Annotated in this window: 19 protein-coding genes and 3 tRNA genes; 14 read left to right on the forward strand and 8 right to left on the reverse strand. The window is 72.5% G+C overall.

Annotated features, from left to right (window positions below; genetic code table 11):
* The first annotated feature begins 7 nt into the window (after positions 1-7).
* The 4 genes from ACFYTT_RS11910 to ACFYTT_RS11925 all read left to right on the forward strand — a co-directional run bounded on the left by ACFYTT_RS11910 (position 8) and on the right by ACFYTT_RS11925 (position 1,627).
* Positions 8-811 (forward strand): fumarylacetoacetate hydrolase family protein, encoded by an 804-nt coding sequence (locus ACFYTT_RS11910; RefSeq protein WP_131057754.1) that lies wholly within the window; start codon positions 8-10, stop codon positions 809-811.
* A 96-nt stretch (positions 812-907) separates the two neighbouring features.
* Positions 908-979, forward strand: a tRNA-Gln gene (locus tag ACFYTT_RS11915).
* A 136-nt stretch (positions 980-1,115) separates the two neighbouring features.
* Positions 1,116-1,188 (forward strand) — tRNA-Glu (locus tag ACFYTT_RS11920).
* A gap of 363 nt (positions 1,189-1,551) precedes the next feature.
* Positions 1,552-1,627 (forward strand) — tRNA-Glu (locus ACFYTT_RS11925).
* A gap of 220 nt (positions 1,628-1,847) precedes the next feature.
* On the opposite strand, the gene ACFYTT_RS11930 is transcribed toward ACFYTT_RS11925, so the two are convergent.
* Entirely contained in the window at positions 1,848-2,534 is a 687-nt protein-coding gene (locus ACFYTT_RS11930; protein WP_091084913.1) for an IclR family transcriptional regulator, read from the reverse strand.
* A 49-nt stretch (positions 2,535-2,583) separates the two neighbouring features.
* Between ACFYTT_RS11930 and leuC the strand changes: the two genes are divergently transcribed.
* From leuC to ACFYTT_RS11950, 4 genes are all read left to right on the forward strand, one after another.
* Positions 2,584-4,029, forward strand: a complete 1,446-nt coding sequence (leuC, locus tag ACFYTT_RS11935; protein ID WP_176092940.1) for a 3-isopropylmalate dehydratase large subunit — start codon at positions 2,584-2,586, stop codon at positions 4,027-4,029.
* A gap of 16 nt (positions 4,030-4,045) precedes the next feature.
* The gene (gene leuD / locus ACFYTT_RS11940) at positions 4,046-4,633 is read left to right on the forward strand and encodes a 3-isopropylmalate dehydratase small subunit (protein WP_131054512.1); all 588 of its coding nucleotides are present in this window, start codon (positions 4,046-4,048) and stop codon (positions 4,631-4,633) included.
* 172 nt (positions 4,634-4,805) lie between these two features.
* Positions 4,806-5,462 (forward strand): HU family DNA-binding protein, encoded by a 657-nt coding sequence (locus tag ACFYTT_RS11945; protein ID WP_176092941.1) that lies wholly within the window; start codon positions 4,806-4,808, stop codon positions 5,460-5,462.
* Positions 5,463-5,619: 157 nt separating this feature from the next.
* Positions 5,620-7,569 carry an endonuclease/exonuclease/phosphatase family protein gene (locus ACFYTT_RS11950; protein WP_387258889.1) on the forward strand — a complete coding sequence of 650 codons (1,950 nt, stop codon included), beginning with the start codon at positions 5,620-5,622 and terminating at the stop codon, positions 7,567-7,569.
* Positions 7,570-7,581: 12 nt separating this feature from the next.
* Here ACFYTT_RS11950 and ACFYTT_RS11955 read toward each other — a convergent pair whose 3' ends face one another.
* The 4 genes from ACFYTT_RS11955 to cofC are packed head-to-tail and all read right to left on the reverse strand — an operon-like array spanning position 7,582 to position 11,718.
* On the reverse strand, positions 7,582-8,460 hold the full coding sequence (locus tag ACFYTT_RS11955; RefSeq protein ID WP_131054514.1) for an NUDIX hydrolase: 879 nt from the start codon (positions 8,458-8,460) through the stop codon (positions 7,582-7,584).
* Between the two features lie 53 nt (positions 8,461-8,513).
* Positions 8,514-10,808, reverse strand: coding sequence for an RNA degradosome polyphosphate kinase (locus tag ACFYTT_RS11960; RefSeq protein ID WP_387258891.1), 2,295 nt, complete (start codon positions 10,806-10,808; stop codon positions 8,514-8,516).
* Positions 10,809-10,862: 54 nt separating this feature from the next.
* Entirely contained in the window at positions 10,863-11,060 is a 198-nt protein-coding gene (locus tag ACFYTT_RS11965; protein ID WP_176092943.1) for a cold-shock protein, read from the reverse strand.
* Positions 11,061-11,088: 28 nt separating this feature from the next.
* Positions 11,089-11,718, reverse strand: a complete 630-nt coding sequence (gene cofC, locus ACFYTT_RS11970) for a 2-phospho-L-lactate guanylyltransferase (protein WP_387258893.1) — start codon at positions 11,716-11,718, stop codon at positions 11,089-11,091.
* A gap of 129 nt (positions 11,719-11,847) precedes the next feature.
* Here cofC and ACFYTT_RS11975 point away from each other — a divergent pair, with 129 nt between their 5' ends.
* The 5 genes from ACFYTT_RS11975 (at position 11,848) to ACFYTT_RS11995 (ending at position 16,809) form a co-directional block, all read left to right on the forward strand.
* On the forward strand, positions 11,848-12,579 hold the full coding sequence (locus tag ACFYTT_RS11975; protein ID WP_131053798.1) for a 1-acyl-sn-glycerol-3-phosphate acyltransferase: 732 nt from the start codon (positions 11,848-11,850) through the stop codon (positions 12,577-12,579).
* Between the two features lie 126 nt (positions 12,580-12,705).
* A complete protein-coding gene (locus ACFYTT_RS11980; RefSeq protein ID WP_176092945.1) occupies positions 12,706-13,704 on the forward strand; it encodes an NAD(P)H-dependent glycerol-3-phosphate dehydrogenase in 999 nt (332 codons plus the stop codon).
* Positions 13,705-13,718: 14 nt separating this feature from the next.
* Positions 13,719-14,867, forward strand: coding sequence for a cystathionine gamma-lyase (locus ACFYTT_RS11985; protein WP_387259724.1), 1,149 nt, complete (start codon positions 13,719-13,721; stop codon positions 14,865-14,867).
* Positions 14,867-15,718 carry a putative protein N(5)-glutamine methyltransferase gene (locus tag ACFYTT_RS11990; RefSeq protein ID WP_387258896.1) on the forward strand — a complete coding sequence of 284 codons (852 nt, stop codon included), beginning with the start codon at positions 14,867-14,869 and terminating at the stop codon, positions 15,716-15,718. The genes ACFYTT_RS11985 and ACFYTT_RS11990 overlap by 1 nt, the downstream gene beginning before the upstream one ends.
* 38 nt (positions 15,719-15,756) lie before the next feature.
* Positions 15,757-16,809, forward strand: coding sequence for an ROK family protein (locus ACFYTT_RS11995; protein ID WP_131053801.1), 1,053 nt, complete (start codon positions 15,757-15,759; stop codon positions 16,807-16,809).
* A gap of 37 nt (positions 16,810-16,846) precedes the next feature.
* On the opposite strand, the gene ACFYTT_RS12000 is transcribed toward ACFYTT_RS11995, so the two are convergent.
* From ACFYTT_RS12000 to ACFYTT_RS12010, 3 genes are all read right to left on the reverse strand, one after another.
* On the reverse strand, positions 16,847-17,431 hold the full coding sequence (locus tag ACFYTT_RS12000; RefSeq protein WP_176092948.1) for a hypothetical protein: 585 nt from the start codon (positions 17,429-17,431) through the stop codon (positions 16,847-16,849).
* Between the two features lie 162 nt (positions 17,432-17,593).
* The gene (locus ACFYTT_RS12005) at positions 17,594-17,794 is read right to left on the reverse strand and encodes a DUF397 domain-containing protein (protein ID WP_131053803.1); all 201 of its coding nucleotides are present in this window, start codon (positions 17,792-17,794) and stop codon (positions 17,594-17,596) included.
* Positions 17,795-17,798: 4 nt separating this feature from the next.
* Complete coding sequence (locus tag ACFYTT_RS12010; RefSeq protein WP_131053804.1) at positions 17,799-18,644, reverse strand: helix-turn-helix transcriptional regulator; 846 nt, start codon at positions 18,642-18,644, stop codon at positions 17,799-17,801.
* Positions 18,645-18,919: 275 nt separating this feature from the next.
* Between ACFYTT_RS12010 and ACFYTT_RS12015 the strand changes: the two genes are divergently transcribed.
* A complete protein-coding gene (locus ACFYTT_RS12015; protein WP_131053805.1) occupies positions 18,920-19,156 on the forward strand; it encodes a hypothetical protein in 237 nt (78 codons plus the stop codon).
* Positions 19,157-19,167 lie beyond the last annotated feature (11 nt).

Below are 19,167 nucleotides of genomic sequence, written 5' to 3' on the forward strand. Positions count from 1 at the left end.
TGACCTGGTGCGTATCGCTCGTTTCGCTCATGCCAAGGGAATGTCGTTCGGGGTCGTCGAGGGGGAGCCGGAGGCGGGCCCGCAGGGGCTGACCGTCGCCGAGATCACCGGACACCCGTTCGGCCAGATCACGTTCAGCGGCGTCCGGTGGGCGCTGTCCGACGTCCGCCTGCTCTCCCCGATCCTGCCCAGCAAGGTGGTCTGTGTCGGCCGCAACTACGCCGAGCACGCCGCCGAGCACGGCAACGAGGTACCGAAGGAGCCGCTGCTCTTCCTCAAGCCCTCCACCTCCGTCATCGGCCCCCGGGACGCGATCCGCCTGCCCGAGTTCAGCAAGCAGGTCGAGCACGAGGCGGAACTGGCCGTGGTGATCGGGGCACCGGGCGCCCGTCGCGCCGACCGGGCCGCCGCCGAACGGGCGATCTTCGGCTACACCTGCGCCAACGACGTCACCGCCCGGGACCTCCAGCGGTCCGACAGCCAGTGGACCCGGGCCAAGGGGTTCGACTCCTTCTGCCCGATCGGTCCGTGGATCACCACCGGGCTCGACGTCACCGACCTGGAGATCCGCTGCGAGGTGGGACGCGACCCGGAGGAGATGGAGGTCCGGCAGCTCGGCCGTACCCGGGACATGGTCTTCGACGTGCCGGCCCTGGTGTCGTACGTCTCGCACGTGATGACGCTGCTGCCGGGCGACATCGTCCTGACCGGCACCCCGGCGGGGGTTAGCCCGATCACGGAGGGGGATACGGTGGCCGTCCGGATCCAGGGGATCGGTGAGTTGACCAACCCTGTCGTGTCCGCGACCTGACCGCCGTTTACGCAGCTCAAGGGCGGTTTGGGGAAGTTGATTTGGCCCGTCGGTGCCGGGAGGGTAGAGTTTGCTCCCGGCACCGCAAGGGGCCAATGGGGTATGGGGTAATTGGCAGCCCAACTGATTCTGGTTCAGTTAGTCTAGGTTCGAGTCCTGGTACCCCAGCGCAACCGCGATTCGCACGAATCGAGGTCGCTGGATTCTGGTGGAGTTCAGCACCGATGTCCCGCAGGGGACCCGGTCACGAATTCTGGTAGAGTTTGGCGGCACCACCGCGAGGTGGTGTCGCACAGTGTGTTCTGGCCCCGTCGTCTAGCGGCCCAGGACGCCGCCCTCTCAAGGCGGTAGCGCCGGTTCGAATCCGGTCGGGGCTACAAGAGATTCAGGTAACGGCTCGTCCCGCTCCGCGGGTCGGGCCGTTTCGCTGTGTGCTGCCGTCCTGCGCCGGCCCGGCGTGCCGGCCATCCCGCATGCCGGCCTTCTGCATGCCGGCCAGCCTGTGTGCTGGCCCGCTGCCGTGCCGCCATCCTGCGTGCTGGCTCCCTGCGTGCCAGCCTTGGGGGCGGGTGCGACTGACTGCTGGCCCCCCGCCCGGCCCGGTGTCGGCTCACCCGATCGGGTGACATCGCCCCCGGCCTGGCCCGACGGCGGCGTCCCACCCCAGATTCCGTCGTCGAGAGGGACGCCGCTAGACTACTGCCGCACCGCCCGCGAGGGTGGTGAACCAGGAAAGTCTTGGCCCCGTCGTCTAGCGGCCCAGGACGCCGCCCTCTCAAGGCGGTAGCGCCGGTTCGAATCCGGTCGGGGCTACCACACCGAAGCCCGTCTCGCCCCGCGCGAGGCGGGCTTCTCCCGTCGCACCCCCCACCATCCGCACGTCCACGCCACCCTCAGGTCGACCCTTCGGCGAGTTGACCAAGAAGTTCGCGTCAGGATCCGCCCCTCCCGAAGGTGCAAACTTCTTGATCAACCGAGGAGAGGGCGGGCGGAGGGGGGAGGGGGGAGGGTGGGAGGGAGGGAGGGGGTGGGAGGGTTAGAGGCCGGAGAGGCGTTGGCCGGCGCGGACGACGGCCATGGCGTGGCGTTCGCCGGGGCGGCGGCCGAGACGCTCGATGGGGCCGGAGATGCTGATCGCCGCGATGACCCGGCCGGTGCGGTCCCGGATCGGTGCGGAGACACTCGCCACACCGGCCTCGCGTTCGGCGACGCTCTGCGCCCAGCCCCGGCGGCGTACCTCGGCGAGGGTGCGGCCGGTGAACTTGGACCGCGGTAGCAGTGGCATCACCGCCTCGGGCGGCTCCCAGGCGAGCAGGATCTGCGCCGCCGAACCGGCCACCATCGGCAGCACCGACCCCACCGGGACGGTGTCCCGCAGCCCGCTGGCGCGCTCGGCGGCGGCCACGCAGATCCGTTCGTCCGCCCGGCGCAGGTAGAGCTGTGCGCTCTCGCCGGTGGCGTCGCGCAGGGCGGCCAGCAGTGGCTCGGCGGCGGTCAGCAGCACGTCCGGTGCGGCGTTCGCCAGTTCGCCCAGGCGTGGCCCGGGACGCCAGCGGCCCTGGGTGTCCCGGACCAGCATCCGGTGGATCTCCAGCGCCTGTGCCAGCCGGTGCGCGGTGGCCCGGGGCAGCTTGGTGCGTTCAACGAGTTCGGCCAGGCTGGCGCCGTCGACACAGGCGGCCAGGATGACCACCGCCTTGTCGAGAACGCCGACACCGCTCATACTGTGTCCCACAAGCCGAAATTTACCTCCCAGAATTTAGGATGTCCAGATGGTGGGAGTCACTCCTGAGCCGAGGACCCTGGCCGAGAAGGTCTGGGACGCGCACGTGGTCCGATCCGCCGATGGTGAGCCCGATCTGCTCTTCATCGACCTGCACCTGCTGCACGAGGTGACCAGCCCGCAGGCCTTCGACGGGCTGCGGCTCGCCGGCCGGCAGGTGCGCCGTACCGACCTCACGCTCGCGACCGAGGATCACAACACCCCGACCGGGTACGCCGATCCCTCGTTCCGGCAGCGCCGTGGTGACCTGCTCACCATCGCCGACCCCACCTCCCGGACGCAGATCGAGACGCTGCGCCGCAACTGCGCCGAGTTCGGCGTGAAGCTGCACCCGCTGGGCGACGAGAACCAGGGCATCGTGCACGTCATCGGGCCGCAGCTCGGGCTCACCCAGCCCGGCATGACGATCGTCTGCGGCGACTCGCACACCGCCACCCACGGCGCGTTCGGTGCGTTGGCGTTCGGCATCGGCACCAGTGAGGTCGAACACGTCCTGGCCACCCAGACGCTGCCGCAGGGCCGCCCCAAGACGATGGCGGTCACCGTCAACGGCCAGCTCCGTCCCGGTGTCACCGCCAAGGACCTGGTCCTCGCGCTGATCACGAAGGTGGGCACCGGCGGCGGGCGCGGGCACATCGTGGAGTACCGGGGCGAGGCGATCCGGGCGTTGTCGATGGAAGGCCGGATGACCATCGCCAACATGTCCATCGAGTGGGGCGCCAAGGCCGGCATGATCGCGCCGGACGAGACCACCTTCGCGTACCTGAAGGGGCGGCCGAACGCGCCGGCCGGCGCGGACTGGGACGCCGCGGTCGCGTACTGGCGGACGCTGCCCACCGACGAGGGCGCGACGTTCGACGCCGAGGTGACGCTGGACGCCGCCGAGATCACGCCGTTCGTCACCTGGGGCACCAACCCGGGTCAGGGTGCGCCGCTGGGCGCGGCGGTGCCGAACCCGGACGACTTCGGCACCGAGCCCGAGCGGGCCGCGGCCCGTCGTGCCCTGGAGTACATGGACCTGCGGCCCGGTACGCCGCTGCGGGACCTCTCGGTGGACGTGGTCTTCGTCGGCTCCTGCACCAACGGCCGGCTGGAGGACCTGCGGGCCGCCGCCGACGTGCTGCGCGGCCACCAGGTCGCCGACGGCGTACGCATGCTGGTGGTGCCGGGCTCCGCCGCGGTACGCGAGGCCGCCGAGTCCGAGGGGCTGGACAAGGTCTTCACCGACGCGGGCGCCGAGTGGCGTTTCGCCGGCTGCTCGATGTGCCTGGGCATGAACCCGGACACGCTCTCCCCGGGTCAGCGGTCCGCCTCCACCTCCAACCGGAACTTCGAGGGCCGGCAGGGCCGGGGTGGGCGTACCCACCTGGTGAGCCCGCCGGTCGCCGCCGCCACCGCCGTGGCCGGCCGGCTGGCCGCCCCCGCCGACCTGTAGAGAAGGGCTGCGACAGATGGACAAGTTCACCGTGCACACCGGCACCGCCGTGCCGCTGCGTCGGTCCGACGTGGACACGGATCAGATCATCCCGGCGGTGTACCTCAAGCGGGTGACCCGTACCGGATTCGCCGACGGGTTGTTCAGCGCGTGGCGGGAGGACCCGGGATTCGTCCTCAACGATGAATCATATTCGGGTGCCTCGATTCTGGTGGCCGGTCCGGAGTTCGGCACCGGGTCGTCGCGGGAGCACGCCGTGTGGGCGTTGCGCGACTTCGGCTTCCAGGTGGTGATCTCGCCGCGCTTCGGTGACATCTTCCGGGGCAACGCCCTCAAGGAGGGTCTGCTGCCGGTCGAGTTGGAATTGAAAGCCGTCGAGGAGATCTGGGCCCTGGTGGAGTCCGACCCGAAGGCCGCCATCACCGTCGACCTCGCCGCTCGGCAGGTCCAGGCGGGCGGATCCACGTGGTCGTTCCCCCTCGACGACTTCAGCCGCTGGCGGCTGATGGAGGGCTTGGACGACATTGGACTCACCCTTCGCCACGAGTCGCAGATCAGTGCTTTCGAGGGCACCCGACCCCCCTTCCTGCCCCGCGTCGCCTAGCCGTTCACCCGGCTTCGTCGCCGATTTCGCCCCCTCCGGTGCCACCGGTGGGGGCGAATCCGTTACGACACAAGGGCTTTTTTCCACCGAATGTTTGTGTCCGGGCAGCACAGGGCATACCGTGCGCGCAGAATGGCTCGCGTCGAGTCAGTTGCACAATCAGGAGGAAGTAGTGAACAAGGCCGAGCTCATCGAGGCGCTCGCCGTTCGCCTGGGGGACCGGAAAACGGCGACGGCCGCGCTCGACGCGGTCCTCGCTGAGGTCCAGGCGGCGGTCACCAAGGGCGAGAAGGTGGCGATCACCGGATTCGGGGCGTTCGAGAAGCGCGTACGGGGCGCGCGAACAGCCCGCAACCCGCGTACCGGGGAGGCGGTGAAGGTCAAGAAGACCTCGGTGCCGACCTTCCGTCCGGGCGCCGGGTTCAAGGAGATGGTGGCCAACGGCAAGGTGCCGAAGGCCACGGCGGCGGCGAAGAAGACCGCCGCGGCCACCGCCAAGACCACCGGTGCGAAGGCGACCGGTGCGAAGGCGACGGGTGCGAAGGCGACCGCTGCCAAGAAGACGACCACGGCGAAGGCCACCGCGGCAAAGAAGACGACCGCCACGAAGACCACGGCGGCGGCGAAGAAGACGACCGCGGCCAAGGCGACCAAGACCACCGCCGCGGCCAAGAAGGCGACCGCCACGAAGACGACCGCCACGAAGAAGGCCGCCCCGGCGAAGAAGACCGCCACGGCGTCCAAGGCCACCGCGGCCAAGAAGACCGCGACGGCCAAGAAGGCACCGGCGAAGAAGGCGCCGGCCAGGAAGAGCGCGACCCGGCGCTGAGCCGGTCGTACGACGAGGGCGTCCGCCGCACGGCGGGCGCCCTCGCCATGTCCGTCGGGTCCGCGCACCGAGGTGCGAGCCCGGTATCCGACGGGCGTTGACGGGGCGGGGTACGACGCCCAGAATCGCCGGACCACCCCTCGGCGAAAGAGGAACCGTGCTGCGTCACCGCCATCTCGGTACCGCCACCCTGGCCCTCGGTCTCGTCGTCCTGACCGACGTGCTGCGGGTCTTCCTGCCGTCGGTCATCACCATCTTCGGGCAGGCCGCGTCGACCCCGGCCGAGCTGCTCGGGGCGTTCGCCCTCGGCTGGTTTGTGCTGGCGCTCGCCGCACCGCCGCTCGTCCGGCTGGTCGGCGGCCACGTCGTCGGCGTGGTCGCCGTGGCGTTGCTGGGCGTCGCCCGGCTCGCCCTCACCGCCGGCCCCGGCGGGTACGCGCAGCTCTGGCTGGCCGGCGCCGGTCTGCTCGCCGGTCTGGTGTGGCTCGCCGCGACGGCGGCCCGGGGCGAGCGCGCGGTACCCGGACTGGCGCTCGGACTGGCCGCCGCGGCGCTCGGGCACGTGCTGGTCGGCACGTACGACCTGGTCTGGCGGGGGAGTTGGTCGGCGTGGGTGGCCGGTTGCGCGATGGTGGTGGCGCTGCTCGCCGGTGAGGTCCTGCTCGCCCGTCGTCCCGGCACGTCCACGCCGGTGCCGCACGGCCGGGCGTGGTTGCTCGCCGGGCCGGCGCTGCTGCTGGGCGGCATGGTGGCGCTGTCACCGGCGGTGGTGGGCACCGCGACGTCCTACTGGTTCGGCGCGGCGGGCACCGCCTCGACGCCGCTGTTCGCGTTCGCGCCGCTCGGAGTGACGCTCGCGGTGTTCCTGCTCGCCGCCCTGACTCCGTCCCGGCCGCGCGCCCGGCCGGTGTGGCCGGGGCTGCTGCTGGCCGGGACGCTGCTGTTCGGGTACGGCCCGCCGTCGCTGCTGACCGTCGCCGCCCTGCTCGGCGCCGCCGGTCTGGGCGGCTGCCTGGCGCTGGCCGACGGTGCCGCCGTGCCGTCGGCGCGGGCCGCGACCCGCCGGGGGTACGCGGCGGTGGGCGGCATGCTCGTCTTCGCGGTCGTCTCGGTGCTCTACTACGCCGCCTACGACCTGGGCTATCCCAACGGGTGGCTACCGGTCCTGGTGGCCGTGCTGACCGGCCTGATCGCGTTTCAGGGCGGTTCACGGCCCCGCCCGGCCACCGCACCGGCCACCGAGGAGTTCGTCGCTCCAGCGGCTGCTCCGGCCGTCGAGGGGTCCACCACGTACGGTCGGCTGCCCACGGTGCCGATCGCCGTGCTCGCCGCACTGACCGCCTTCGCCGCCGCGGTGGTACACGAGCCGTGGCCGGTGGCGACCAATCGGCCGGGCCCGCCGGAGCAGGTACGCGTGGTGGCCTACAACATCCGGATGGGCTTCGGCATGGACGGCCGGTTCGACCTGCCCGCGTTGGAACGGGCGGTGCGGGGGGCCGACGTGGTGGCGCTCAGCGAGGTGGACCGGGGCTGGCTGCTCAACGGCGGCCACGACACCCTGCACCTGCTCTCGGACCGGTTGGGCCTGCCCTACGTCTTCGCGCCGGCCGCCGACGCGCTCTGGGGCGACGCGGTGCTCAGCCGGTGGCCGGTGGACCGGGCCCGGACCCGCGTGCTGCCCGCCGTGGGCGCACCCACCGGCGCGCAGGCGCTCGGCGTCACCGTGGACTTCAGCGAGGGCGTACGCCTGGCCGTGGTGAGCACGCACCTGCAACCGCCGCCCGGCGCGGATCCGGTGGTGCAGGCCCGTGCCGTCGCCGAGTTCGCCACCGGGTACGCCGACGGTCTGCCGCTGGTGGTCGCCGGTGACTTCAACACCGAGCCGGGCGACCCGGCGTTCGCCGCGTTCACCGGCGCCGGTCTGGTCGACGCGTTCGCCGCCGCCCGCCCGCTGGCGACCAGCCCGGCCGACGACCCGCGTCAGCAGATCGACCACGTCTTCGTCTCACCCGACCTGGTCGCCTCGGACGCCGTCGCGACACCCGGCACCGCCAGCGACCACCTGCCGGTCGCGGTCACCCTCACCCTGCCCGGCGGTGCGGGCTGACGTCGGAGCGGGTCAGAGCCGGTCGGCGGCGACGAGGCGGTCGGCGCTGAAGGCGAGCAGCCAGCCCGTGCCCTTGTCGGTGTCGTAGTCGCCGTCCTGCCCGGCCAGACGTTCCAGCGCACCCGGGATCACCTTGCCCTGGCTGCACACCGCCGTGCGTTCGCCGGCGGCGGCCAGCGCGGCCATCCGTGCCGCCGCGGCGAGGACCCGTTCGTCGGGCTGCTGGCCGGCGAGGGGCTCGTCCAGGTCGCCGCTGATCTCGATCGGCAGGTCCAGCGTCGCGGCGGCCGGGTCCAGGGTCTGTACGCAGCGGCGCGGTGACGCCGACAGCAGCCGGCTCGGCCAGGTCAGCGCGATCAGCGGCGCCAAGGTACGTGCCTGCGACCAGCCCCGGTCGTCCAACGGTCGGGCCGTGTCCGGGCCGGACCAGGTCAACCGCTTGCCGGCGTTGCCGTGCCGGACCAGCACCGTGGTGGCGGTGACCCGGGGCAGGGCGGCGAACGCGGCCAGGATCTCCGCGTCGTGCGGATAGCTGACCAGCGCCACCGCGTCGTCCACGTCGAGCCAGCGCACCGCGTCGACCTCGGTGCCCGGCTGGAAGCCGCCGGTGCCCATCGCCCGCATGGACCAGTAGTCGACCTCCTTGAGCCGACCCTCGCTGCGGTACCGCACCGAGGGCAGGCGCACCTCGGGCGCGGCCCGTGCGTCGGCCTCCTCGGCGACCTCCCGGACGGCTGCCGCCAGTGGATGCTCGCCCGGCTCCAGCTTGCCCTTGGGGAGTGTCCAGTCGCCGTACCGGGGGCGGTGCACCAGACAGACCTGGACGTCGTCGTAGGGTCCGGGCCGCCACACCACGCCGCCGGCCGCCCGGATCTCGATCACGTCGGTCATCCGGTCCGTCGCCGTTCCTCCTCGATCATCCGCTCAGCCTATGCCGGTGCCGCTCACCCGGCGGTGCTGCCGACGCGACGCAGCAACATCTGCTGGAGGTGGGCCGGTGGCGTGTCGGTCGCGCCGGTACGCCGGGTCCAGCTCCCGTCGGCGGCCAACTCGAACGCGTCGGTGTCGGGGCTCATCGCGGCGGCGAGCACCTGGTCCAGTTCGGCCCGAGCCACCGGGTCGCTGACCTGCACCAGTGCCTCGACCCGCCGGTCCAGGTTGCGGTGCATCAGGTCGGCGGAGCCGATCCAGAACTCGGCGTCGCCGTTGTTGCCGAACCGGAAGACCCGGGAGTGTTCCAGGAACCGGCCGAGGATCGAACGGACCCGGATGTTCTCCGACAGCCCCGGTACGCCGGGTCGCAGGGTACACATGCCCCGGATGATGAGGTCGACGTGGACGCCGGCCTGGGAAGCCCGGTACAACGCGTCGGTGATCTCCTCGTCGACCAGCGAGTTCACCTTGAACTGCACGAGTCCCGGCATGCCCAGCCGGACGTGGGTGATCTCCCGCTCGATGCGTTCGACCAGGCCGCTGCGGATGCCCTGCGGCGCCACCAGCAGCCGCCGGTACGCGGTCTGCCGGCTGTAGCCGGTCAACACGTTGAAGAGGTCGGTCAGGTCGGCCCCGATCTCCGGGTCGGCGGTGAGCATGCCGAAGTCCTCGTAGAGCCGGGCCGTCTTCGGGTGGTAGTTGCCGGTGCCGATGTGGCAGTAGCGCCGGATCTGGTTGCCCTCCTGGCGTACCACCAACGCGGTCTTGCAGTGCGTCTTGAGACCGACCAGGCCGTAGACCACGTGACAGCCGGCCCGCTCCAGGGTGCGGGCCCAACCGATGTTCGCCACCTCGTCGAAACGCGCCTTCAACTCGACCAGCACCACCACCTGCTTGCCGGCGGCGGCGGCGTCGACGAGCGCGTCCACGATCGGTGAGTCGCCGCTGGTGCGGTAGAGCGTCTGCTTGATGGCGAGCACGTTCGGATCGGCGGCGGCCTGCTCCACGAAGCGCTGCACGCTGGTGGCGAAGGAGTGGTACGGGTGGTGCACCAGCACGTCACCGTCGCGCAGGGTGGCGAAGACGCTGCGCGGCACCTCGCCCTCGGCGAGCCGGGGATGGGTGGCCGGCACGAACGGCGGGTCCTTGAGGTCGGGCCGGTCGGCCTCGCCGTACAACTGCCAGAGCGCGGAGAGGTCGAGCAGCCCCCGGACCCGCAGCACGTCCTGGGCGTCCATGTCCAGTTCCCGGACGAGCAGCTCCAGCATGTGGTCGGAGATCGAGGCGGCCACCTCCAGCCGCACCGGCGGGCCGAAGCGACGCCGGGCCAGTTCCCGTTCCAGCGCCTGGAGCAGGTCCTCGTCGCGGTCCTCGTCCACCTCCACCTCGGCGTTGCGGGTGACCCGGAACAGGTGGCACTCCACCACCTGCATGCCGGAGAAGAGCTGTCCGAGGTGCACCGAGATGACGTCCTCGACCGGCACCATCCGCACGCCGGGCTGGTCCCGGTCGACGCGGACGAACCGGGGCACGTTGTTCGGCACCTTCACCCGGGCGAACAACTCGGGCCCGCCGTCCGGGTCGCGGACCGACACGGCCAGGTTCAACGACCGGCCGGAGATGTACGGGAACGGGTGGGCCGGGTCGACCGCGAGCGGGGTGAGCACCGGGAAGATCTGCTCGCGGAAGTAGGCGCGCAGCCGGTCCCGCTCGACGTCGCCCAGGTCGGACCAGCGCAGGATCCGGATGTCCTCGTCGGCCAGCTTGGGCAGCACGTCGTCGACGAAGCAGGTGGCGTGCCGGGTGACCAGCGTGGCGGCCTTTCCGGCGACGAGCGCCAACTGGGTACGCAGCGGCATGCCGTCACCTCCGCGCACCGGCAGGCCGGCGGAGAGCCGGCGCTTGAGCCCGGCCACCCGGACCATGTAGAACTCGTCGAGGTTGCTGGCGAAGATGGCCAGGAACTTCGCCCGTTCCAGCAGCGGGGTGTGTGGGTCCTCGGCCAGCGCCAGGACCCGGGCGTTGAAGTCGAGCCAGGACAGCTCCCGGTTGAGGAACCGATCCTCCGGCAGCGGCCGGAGCGGTGGTGGCTCGTTGTCGGAGGCGTCCGGTGCGCCCGGCTCGGACACCGGGTCGAGAACCTCCTCCAGGCCGGTGGAGGCGGCGGCCGGGTCGGTGCCGGCCAGCTCGGTCATCGGCCGGGTACGGCGGAAGCGCCCGTCGGATCCCCGGGAGCGACCTTCGTCGCGGCTGGTGTGGTCGTCGGTGCCGGCGGGACTGGCGTTGCTTTCGCGAGGGGTGCTCACCTGCTCATAATCACCCGACTCGGGTTAACGCAAAATGAACTTCCGCTGGGTACGTCAGGACATCGTCGGCAGGGTCACGCGGATCACGTCCCCGGCGGCGTCGGTGTCGACGCGTACCCGCTGGCCGAGCCGGAGCAGCCGCAGCCCGGAGGCGTCGAAGGCGCGGGCCGGGAAGGACAGCTCGGTGCCGTCGTCGAGCAGCAGCAGCCCGCTGCGGGTCGCCGCGTCGAAGGTCGCCACCGTGCCCTGCATGCCCAGCACCGTACACCGGTGGGGGAGCTCAGCCGGTGAGGCAGCCGGCGGCCAGTCGCGCGGTGCGCGGCCCGAGCCCGAGCCGGGCCGCGGCGGCCAGGTCGTCCGGGGTGTCCACGTCGCGGCGCAGGCTGGGCCAGTCACCGTCGAGCGGGCGGGCGCCGCTCGCCGCGTGCGCCGCGGCCGAGCCGGGCCCGAAGCGCGGCCCGAGGGGTACGCCGGCCGGCGCGGTCAGCAGCACGGTCCCGGTGCCCGGCGTGTCGGCCACGAAGCAGCGGACGCCGGGCGGAGCCTCCCGCGCCGCCCGGAGCGCGGCCGCCAGCTCGGCCGGACGTAGCGCCGGAAGGTCGGCGGTGATCCCGGCCACTGGGCCGGGCACCTGGGCCGCGCCGTGCCGGAAGGCGCCGTTGAGTCCGGCGTCCGCGACGTCCGCGAGCCACCGCGCGGCAGCCGCCGGGGCCTCGGCCCGGACCCGGACGTCGTCGGTGACCACGAGCACCCCGCCCACCTCGGGACAGGCCCGCACCGCGTCGAGGGTGTCGGCCACGAGCGCCAGCGCCAGCTCCTCGTGGGGTACGCCGGGCAGCCCGCCACGCAGCCGCGACTTCGCGGCGACCAGGCGTTTGACCGGCACCACCACGGTCCAGGGCTGACTCACACCTGTCATCCTGCCAGCCCGGCGGCGGTACCCTCACTGGCCGTACCAGGGGCGAACAGGCATGATTTCGGCTGCGGGCGTCACCGGAGTTCTCCGGTGGGCGGGTCGGGGTGGGCACGAGGAGGCACGGTGGGTCGGCGCAGGCTGGGATTCTGGCAGAGGTTCGCCGTGGTGCTGGTCAAGCCGGCGATGACCGTCTGGACCCGGCGTACCTGGCGGGGCATGGAGCACCTGCCGCAGGACGGCCCGGTGATCATCGTGGCGAACCACATCTCGCACGCCGACCCGCTGGTGTCGGCGCACTTCGTCTACGACGCCGGCCGGTGGCCGCAGTTCCTCGGCAAGGCGAGCGTCTTCAAGGTCCCGGTGGTCGGCTGGATCCTGCACCGGTGCCGCCAGATCCCGGTGGAGCGCGGCTCGGTCGACGCGGTCAAGTCCCTGGAAGCCCTGGTCAAAGCACTGAACGAGGGCGATGCGGTGATCATCTATCCAGAGGGCACCACCAGCCGGGAACCGGACCTGTGGCCGATGAAGGGCAAGACCGGCGCGGCCCGGCTGGCGTTGACCACCGGTGCCCCGGTCGTGCCGGTGGCGATGTGGGGGCCGGAGAAGATCTTCGACCCCCGGCGGGGCAGGCTCAACCCGCGCCCCCGCATCCCGGTGAGCGTGGTGGCCGGGCCGCCGGTCGACCTGAGCCGCTGGGCCGGCGCCACGCCGAGCCGGCAGGTGCTGGAGGAGATGACCGACGTGATCATGCTGCGGGTGCGGGACCTGCTCGCCGAGATCCGGGGCGGCACACCTCCGCCGCTGTGGCAGCGCACCTCTCGCGCCAACGCCGACCGCCCCGAGGCGACGGCATGAGCGAGCGTCAGATTCGTGGCGGCGCGCAGCGAAGCGGAGTGGCGGCATGAGCGAGCGTCAGCGAGTGAATCGTCAACGCGGTGCGGTGGTGCCTCGTGGCGGCGCGCAGCGAAGCGGAGTGGCGGCATGAGCGGACATGTGGCGGTGCTGGGAGCCGGGTCGTGGGGGACGGCGTTCGCCAAGATCCTCGGCGACGCCGGCCGGGACGTCACGATCTGGGCGCGGCGGCAGTCCATCGCCGACGTCCTGCGGGACGAGCGGTGCAATCCGGAGTACCTGCCGGGGGTGGTGCTGCCGCCGCGCGTCACCGGCACCGGTGACGCCGCCGAGGCGATCGAGGGCGCCGAGATGGTGGTGCTGGCGGTGCCGTCGCAGACGCTGCGCGGCAACCTCGCCGAGTGGGTCGGTCACCTGCACCCCGACGCCACCCTGGTGTCGTTGATGAAGGGCATCGAGCTCGGCACCACCAAGCGGATGAGCGAGGTCATCGTGGAGACCGCCGGGGTGGCGGCGGATCGCGTGGTGGTGGTCTCCGGACCCAACCTGGCCCCGGAGATCGCGGCCGAGCAGCCGGCTGCCACCGTGGTCGCCGGCACCGACGCCGACCGCGCCGCGCTGGTGCAGCGCTCCATCACCACGCCGTACTTCCGCCCGTACACCAACGACGACGTGATCGGCTGTGAGCTGGGCGGGGCGGTGAAGAACGTGATCGCCCTGTCGTACGGCATCGCCACCGCGATGGGGTTCGGTCACAACACCCGCGCGATGCTGGTCACCCGGGGACTGGCCGAGACGGCCCGGCTCGGGGTGGCCCTCGGTGCCGACCCGCTCACCTTCGCCGGTCTGGCCGGCATGGGCGACCTGGTCGCCTCCTGCTCGTCCCCGTCGGCCCGCAACCGCACCTTCGGTGAGCACCTGGGTCGGGGCGCGACGCTGGAGGAGGCGCGGGTGGCCACCCGGCAGACCGCCGAGGGCGTCAAGAGCGCGCTGGCGATCCGGGACCTGGCCCGCGCGCACGGGGTGGAGATGCCGATCACCGAGCAGGTCGAGCTGGTCTGCCACGAGGGCGTCGACCCGCGGCGTGCGGTCCGGGCGCTGATGAGCCGCACCACCAAGCCGGAGTGAGCAGCGTGGACGAGATGCGCTTCCGTTCCCCCGAGGAGCACGCCCGGACGCCCGGTTCCGCCGGTGACGGCACCCGGTGCGTACACGCGGGCCTGCCCGAGCCGACGCCCGGCGCGCCCTTCCTGCCCGGTCCGGTCTTCGCCGCGCCGTACCACCTCGATCCCCGGCAGGGACCGGCGGCGGCGCCGAACGGTTACGGGCGGCCGGACAACCCGACCCGCAGGCTCCTGGAGGCGGCGATCGGCGAGCTGGAGGGTGGCGACTGCCGGGTCTTCGCCAGTGGCCAGGCGGCGATCACCGGCCTGCTGCTGGCGGTGCTGCGGGCCGGTGACACGGTGGTGCTGCCCGCCGACGGCTACTTCCCGGTGCGCGCGTTCGCCACCGACACGCTGGCCGGCAACGGGGTCCGGGTGCTGTTCGCGCCGACCGTCGGGCCCTACCCGGACTTCACCGGGGTACGCCTGGTGCTGGTCGAGACGCCGGCCAACCCGGGGCTCGACGTGGTGGACCTGCCGGCCCTGGCCGAGCGGGTGCACGCGGCCGGTGCCCTGCTGGCGGTGGACAACACGACCGCCACGCCGCTCGGCCAGCGTCCGCTGGACCTCGGCGCGGACCTGGTGGTGGCCTCCGGCACCAAGGCGTTGACCGGGCACTCGGACCTGCTGCTCGGCTACCTCGCCACCCGGTCGACCGCACTGCTGGAGCAGGCCACCTCCTGGCGGACGGTCACCGGGTCGGTGCCCGGGGCGTTCGACGCCTGGCTGGCCCACCGGTCGCTGGCCACTCTCGACCTGCGTCTGGCCCGGCAGACGGCGAACGCGGAGGCGATCGCCCGGCTGCTCGTGGCCCGGCCCGACGTGTCGGGGGTGCGCTGGCCGGGGCTGCCGGACGACCCGGCTTACCCGGTGGCGTCGCGGCAACTGCGGCGGATGCCGGGTGTGCTCTCCTTCGACCTGGCCGACGCCGACCGGGTCGCCCGGTTCCTCGACGCGGCCCGGCTGGTCGGGGCGGCCACGTCCTTCGGCGGCCTGCACACCACCGCCGACCGGCGGGCGCAGTGGGGCGACGACACCGCGCCCGGCTTCGTCCGGCTCTCCTGTGGGGTGGAGGACACCGTCGACCTGGTCGCCGACGTCGCGGCCGCGTTGGACGCGGCGGCCTGATGGTGCCCGTCTCCCCGGCCGAGTTCGACGCCCTGGTGCGCCGGCTGCGGGAGGCGGGTTGTGTCTGGGCCGAGGACGAGAGCCGGTTGCTGGTGGAGGGCGCCGACAGTCCGGAGACACTGGCCGGTCTGGTCGACCGGCGGGTCGCCGGTGAGCCGTTGGAGTACGTGCTCGGCTGGGCGGAGTTCTGCGGTGAGCGGATCGACGTACGGCCGGGGGTCTTCGTGCCCCGGTCGCGTACCGCCCTGCTGGTCTCGGCCGCCGTGGCGGTGACCGGGCCGGCCGCGGCCGTGGTGGAACTCTGCTGCGGTTCCGGCGCGGTGACCCGGGTGTTGGCCGGTCGACTCACCGCGCCCCGGCTGGTGGCCGCGGTCGACCTGGACCCGGCGGCGGTGGCCTGCGCCCGACGGAACCTGGCCGACCTGGCGGTGCCGGTGCTCTGCGGTGACCTCTTCGCGCCGCTGCCGGCCGCCTGCCGGGGTGCCCTGGACCTGGTGGTGGCGAACGCCCCGTACGTGCCGACGGCGGCGATGCCGCTGCTGCCGCCCGAGTCCCGCCGGTACGAGGCGCCGGTGGCGCTGGACGGCGGTCCGGACGGCTTGGCGGTGCTGCGTCGGGTCGCCACCACCGCGCCCCGGTGGCTCGCGCCCGGCGGGCACCTGGTGGTGGAGGTCGGCGAGGACCAGGTGGACGAGCTGTGGGCGGTGTTGACGGAGGTCGGGCTGGTGCCGGAGGTGGTCCGCGACGGCGATCTGGGGGCCACCGCGATGACCGCCTGCCGGCCGGTCTGTGCCGGACATCGGGACGCGAACCGCCGCGTGGGCATGGCGGGCCGACGGACCGAGAACTAACCTCGCGTCAGGTTCGGACGGCGGGAGGCGGGTTTCGGGTGGATGGCGCAGCGGTGCCGGTGGTCGTCGGGATCGACAACGGAGGTACGAGCAACAACACCACGGTCCTGACCCTCGACGGGCGGTTCCTGGTGGACGAGCTGGTGGAGACGCCCAGCGAGGTGCAGGCCGGGCCGGAGGCGGCGGTGGCGGCGATGGCGCGGGCTCTCGACGGCGTGCTGGCCCGCACGGGCGTGCCCCGCGAGCTGGTCCGGGCGGTCGGGCTGGACACGCCGGGTCCGGCCAGCGCCACCGGGGTGATCTCGTCGAAGGGCTCGACGAACTTCTCCCAGCCGGCCTGGCGCGGGTACGACGTGCGGGGCGCGTTGGAACGCCGGATCGGGCTGCCGGTGGTCTATCACAACGACGGCAACGCCGCCGCGCTCTACGCCCACCACGTGCACTTCGGGGCCGACGCGATGCGGCGGTCGTCGGTGTCGGCGATCGTCGGCACCGGACTGGGCGGCGGCGTGGTGGAGAACGGCCGGGTGGTGTCCGGCGCGGCCGGCATGGCCGGTGAGCTGGGGCACGTGCAGATCCCGCTGACCACCGTGCTGGCCCCGGAGCAGCCGGTGCCGACCTGCGCCTGCGGTTTCGCCGGTGACGTGGAGAGCGTGGCCTCGCTGACCGCGATCGGGCGCAACCTGCTGCCGTACTGGTTGACGCGCTACCCGGGGCATCCGCTGGCCGACGAGTCACCGGACCGGGCGGCCAAACTGGTGCGCGGGTACGGCGAGCGCGGCGACGACCTGGCCCGGGAGATCTTCGCGCAGCAGGCGCGGGCGCTCGGTGCGCTGTTCACCATCGCGGCGAACTTCACCGACCCGCACGCGTACTTCGTCGGCGGTGGCGTGGTGGAGACGGCACCGGAGTTCCGTGACTGGTTCCTCGCGGCGGTCCGCGAGCACACCGCGCTCCGCACGGAGCAGGCCGCGCTGGCCACGTTCGCCCTGGTGCCGGAGCGCGACATGGCCGGTGCGCGGGGCGTCGCGCTCGCCGCGCTGGAGGCGGCCCGGGACCTGCCGGCACCGCTGCCGCTGGTCGGCGACTGACCCCGGTCGTCGGTGGGCGACCGACCGTGGTCGCCGGTCAGCCCAGTCGGACGTCCGTCAGGACCGGGAAGTCGTACCAGCTCACCGAGAAGGGCTCGGTGGGGGACGGCGAGACGGGGAAGACGCCCCACGTGTCGGTCGACTGCCCCGGGGCGACGGTGACCGCCTCGCCGGCCCGTTCGGCGGCGCACCAGGTGTCGGTGGGGCGTACGGTGCGGCCGTCGGCGAGCGTCAGCGCGGAGGAGTTCAGGTCGTCCTCGCGGCTCGGGCAGACCAACGGCCACGGCAGCGGCGAGTCGTTGCGGTAGCGGAAGGTGAGCCGCAGCGTGCCGTCGGAGGTCTCGGCGCCGGTCAGCGTGAGCCGGAACGACGACTCCTGGTAGATCTGGCGGTCGAGCCGGTACGTCTGCCGGTCGGTGCCCACCGGGGTCTGCGGGGCGTCGTCCGCGTCCCGGGCGGGGGCCCGGTCCCGGTCCGTCGCGTTCTCCGGGCTCCGGTCCGATCCCGCCTCGACGGTCGGCGATCCCCGGTCGGCCAGGTAGTACCCGGCGAGGGAACCGACGATGGCGAGACTGGCCGTCGACGCGACGACGGCGATCAGGACGCCGTACTTTCTCTCCACACGGACCCCCGGGCTGCTGGGCGGCATCGTCGGCCGTGAAGGTAGCACCGCCGGGGTAGCGCGTCGGCACCCGAGCCGGGGCTGACCGGGCCGGCGGTGCCCTTACCGGCCCGGTCAGCGGTCCTGGGTGTGGTGGTACGGCTCAGGGAGTGCGGACCCGGTTCAGGGGGTCGGGGGCGACTGGGCGAAGGCGGTCCACGCGGCCGGCGGGAAGTGCAGCAGTGGACCGCTCGGGTCCTTGGAGTCGCGTACGGCCACCGTGCCGGGAACGACCGCCACCTCCACGCAGGCTCCCTCGTCGCCGCTGTGGCTGCTCTTGCGCCACCCGGCCACGGCCACCACGGTGTTGGTCGTCGGTGTCATCCTCTTACCGTCCCTTCAGGGTCTTCACGAGTAGGTCACGGCTGTCCGCCGGGCTGAGCGCGACAGTCCGCAGGTGTTCCATGATCTTGGTGCAGGTGCGCAGGTCACCGGGCCGATCCAGGATCATCTGGCCGGCGACGGTCTCCACCGAGGCGATGATCGGGTCCTCCGGGTCGGCGAACTCGAGGATGTGCAACGACCCCCGGGTGCCCCGGTGGTAGCCGGCGGACAACGGGATCACCTGCACGGTGATGTTCGGCAGATCGCTCATCTTGAGCAGATGGTTGAGCTGCCCCTGCATGGCCGATTCGTCGCCGACGGGGCGCAGCAGCGCCGCCTCGTCGAGGATCGCGTCGAAGATCGGCGGATCCTGCTCGAAGACCCGCTGTTGCCGGTCGAGCCGCATGTGGACCCGCTCCTCGACGTCGTTGTCGCTGAGCGTGTGCGGACCGCCCCGCATCACCGCGCGGATGTAGTCGGCCGTCTGCAACAGACCCGGCATCACCGACGGCTCGAAGTTGGCGATGCCGGTGGCCTCGGCCTCCAACGCGATGAAGTCGATGGTGCGCCGGTCGAGCAGGTACGAGTACGAGACCCACCAGCCCGGCTTGCGCGCGTCCTTGGCCAGCGCGACGGCGGCGGCGACCTCCTCGGCCTTGACGCCGTAGAGGGTGAGCAGCGCCCGCACGGTGGCGGGGCTGACCAGTGTCTGCGCGTTCTCGTAGCGGGAGAGCGTGCTACGGGTGCTGTTGATCTCGTCCGCCGCGGCCTCCAACGTGAGGCCGGCGGCTTCCCGGTGGTGGCGCAGCGCGAGGCCCAACCGGCGAGCGCGAGCGGTCTTCGGTGCCATGCATCGATGGTCGCACGTATTTGGGACTCTGTACATGAGAGAACGTCGGTGAGAGTTGCATTCATGCCCATGGACCTGTCAGTCTGTTAGCGCGTCCTCACCGCCGGTTGTCGTGGCGACGGTGGTGGTGAGCGACCGGAGGGGATGGGGCGCGCGGCGGTCGGGTTATTCCCCCGTACCCGACCGCCGCGTGCCGCGCCAGTTGTCGGCCACCGGAAGGGAATCGACGTGCTGACTGGTCAGCGAGTGTGCGCCGAGCGCCTCGGCGGCCGGCAATGACGCGCTTCCTGGTGGTCCTGACCGACGTCCGTCCGTACGAGATGGACGGTCGCAACGAGCGCGTCGCCCCGGAGCGCCGACGTCAGGTCGTCGGTGCGAACAGCCGGGAGGCGGCGGACCGGATCGCCGGCGCGTTCATGGCCCTGGGCATGGTGCGCGCGGGCCGGCAGCGGGTCAAGGTGATCGCCATCGGCCGGCGGCACGCGTTCGGCGAGCGGGAACTGGTCGGTTGACCTGGTCGACA

Origin of the sequence: Micromonospora sp. NPDC003816 (genome assembly GCF_042874705.1) — a bacterium.
Classification (GTDB): Bacteria; Actinomycetota; Actinomycetes; order Mycobacteriales; family Micromonosporaceae; genus Micromonospora.

What these genes read in the sequence shown, in the direction of transcription:
- ACFYTT_RS11955 (WP_131054514.1), bottom strand. Translation starts at nt 8,460, where the DNA reads ATGACCGACGTGATCGAGATCCGGGCGGCCGGCGGCGTGGTGTGGCGG.
- ACFYTT_RS12015 (WP_131053805.1), top strand. Translation starts at nt 18,920, where the DNA reads ATGACGCGCTTCCTGGTGGTCCTGACCGACGTCCGTCCGTACGAGATG.
- ACFYTT_RS12005 (WP_131053803.1), bottom strand. Translation starts at nt 17,794, where the DNA reads ATGACACCGACGACCAACACCGTGGTGGCCGTGGCCGGGTGGCGCAAG.
- ACFYTT_RS11980 (WP_176092945.1), top strand. Translation starts at nt 12,706, where the DNA reads ATGAGCGGACATGTGGCGGTGCTGGGAGCCGGGTCGTGGGGGACGGCG.
- ACFYTT_RS11985 (WP_387259724.1), top strand. Translation starts at nt 13,719, where the DNA reads ATGCGCTTCCGTTCCCCCGAGGAGCACGCCCGGACGCCCGGTTCCGCC.
- ACFYTT_RS11965 (WP_176092943.1), bottom strand. Translation starts at nt 11,060, where the DNA reads ATGCAGGGCACGGTGGCGACCTTCGACGCGGCGACCCGCAGCGGGCTG.
- leuC (WP_176092940.1), top strand. Translation starts at nt 2,584, where the DNA reads ATGGTGGGAGTCACTCCTGAGCCGAGGACCCTGGCCGAGAAGGTCTGG.
- ACFYTT_RS12010 (WP_131053804.1), bottom strand. Translation starts at nt 18,644, where the DNA reads ATGGCACCGAAGACCGCTCGCGCTCGCCGGTTGGGCCTCGCGCTGCGC.
- ACFYTT_RS11990 (WP_387258896.1), top strand. Translation starts at nt 14,867, where the DNA reads ATGGTGCCCGTCTCCCCGGCCGAGTTCGACGCCCTGGTGCGCCGGCTG.
- leuD (WP_131054512.1), top strand. Translation starts at nt 4,046, where the DNA reads ATGGACAAGTTCACCGTGCACACCGGCACCGCCGTGCCGCTGCGTCGG.
- ACFYTT_RS11930 (WP_091084913.1), bottom strand. Translation starts at nt 2,534, where the DNA reads ATGAGCGGTGTCGGCGTTCTCGACAAGGCGGTGGTCATCCTGGCCGCC.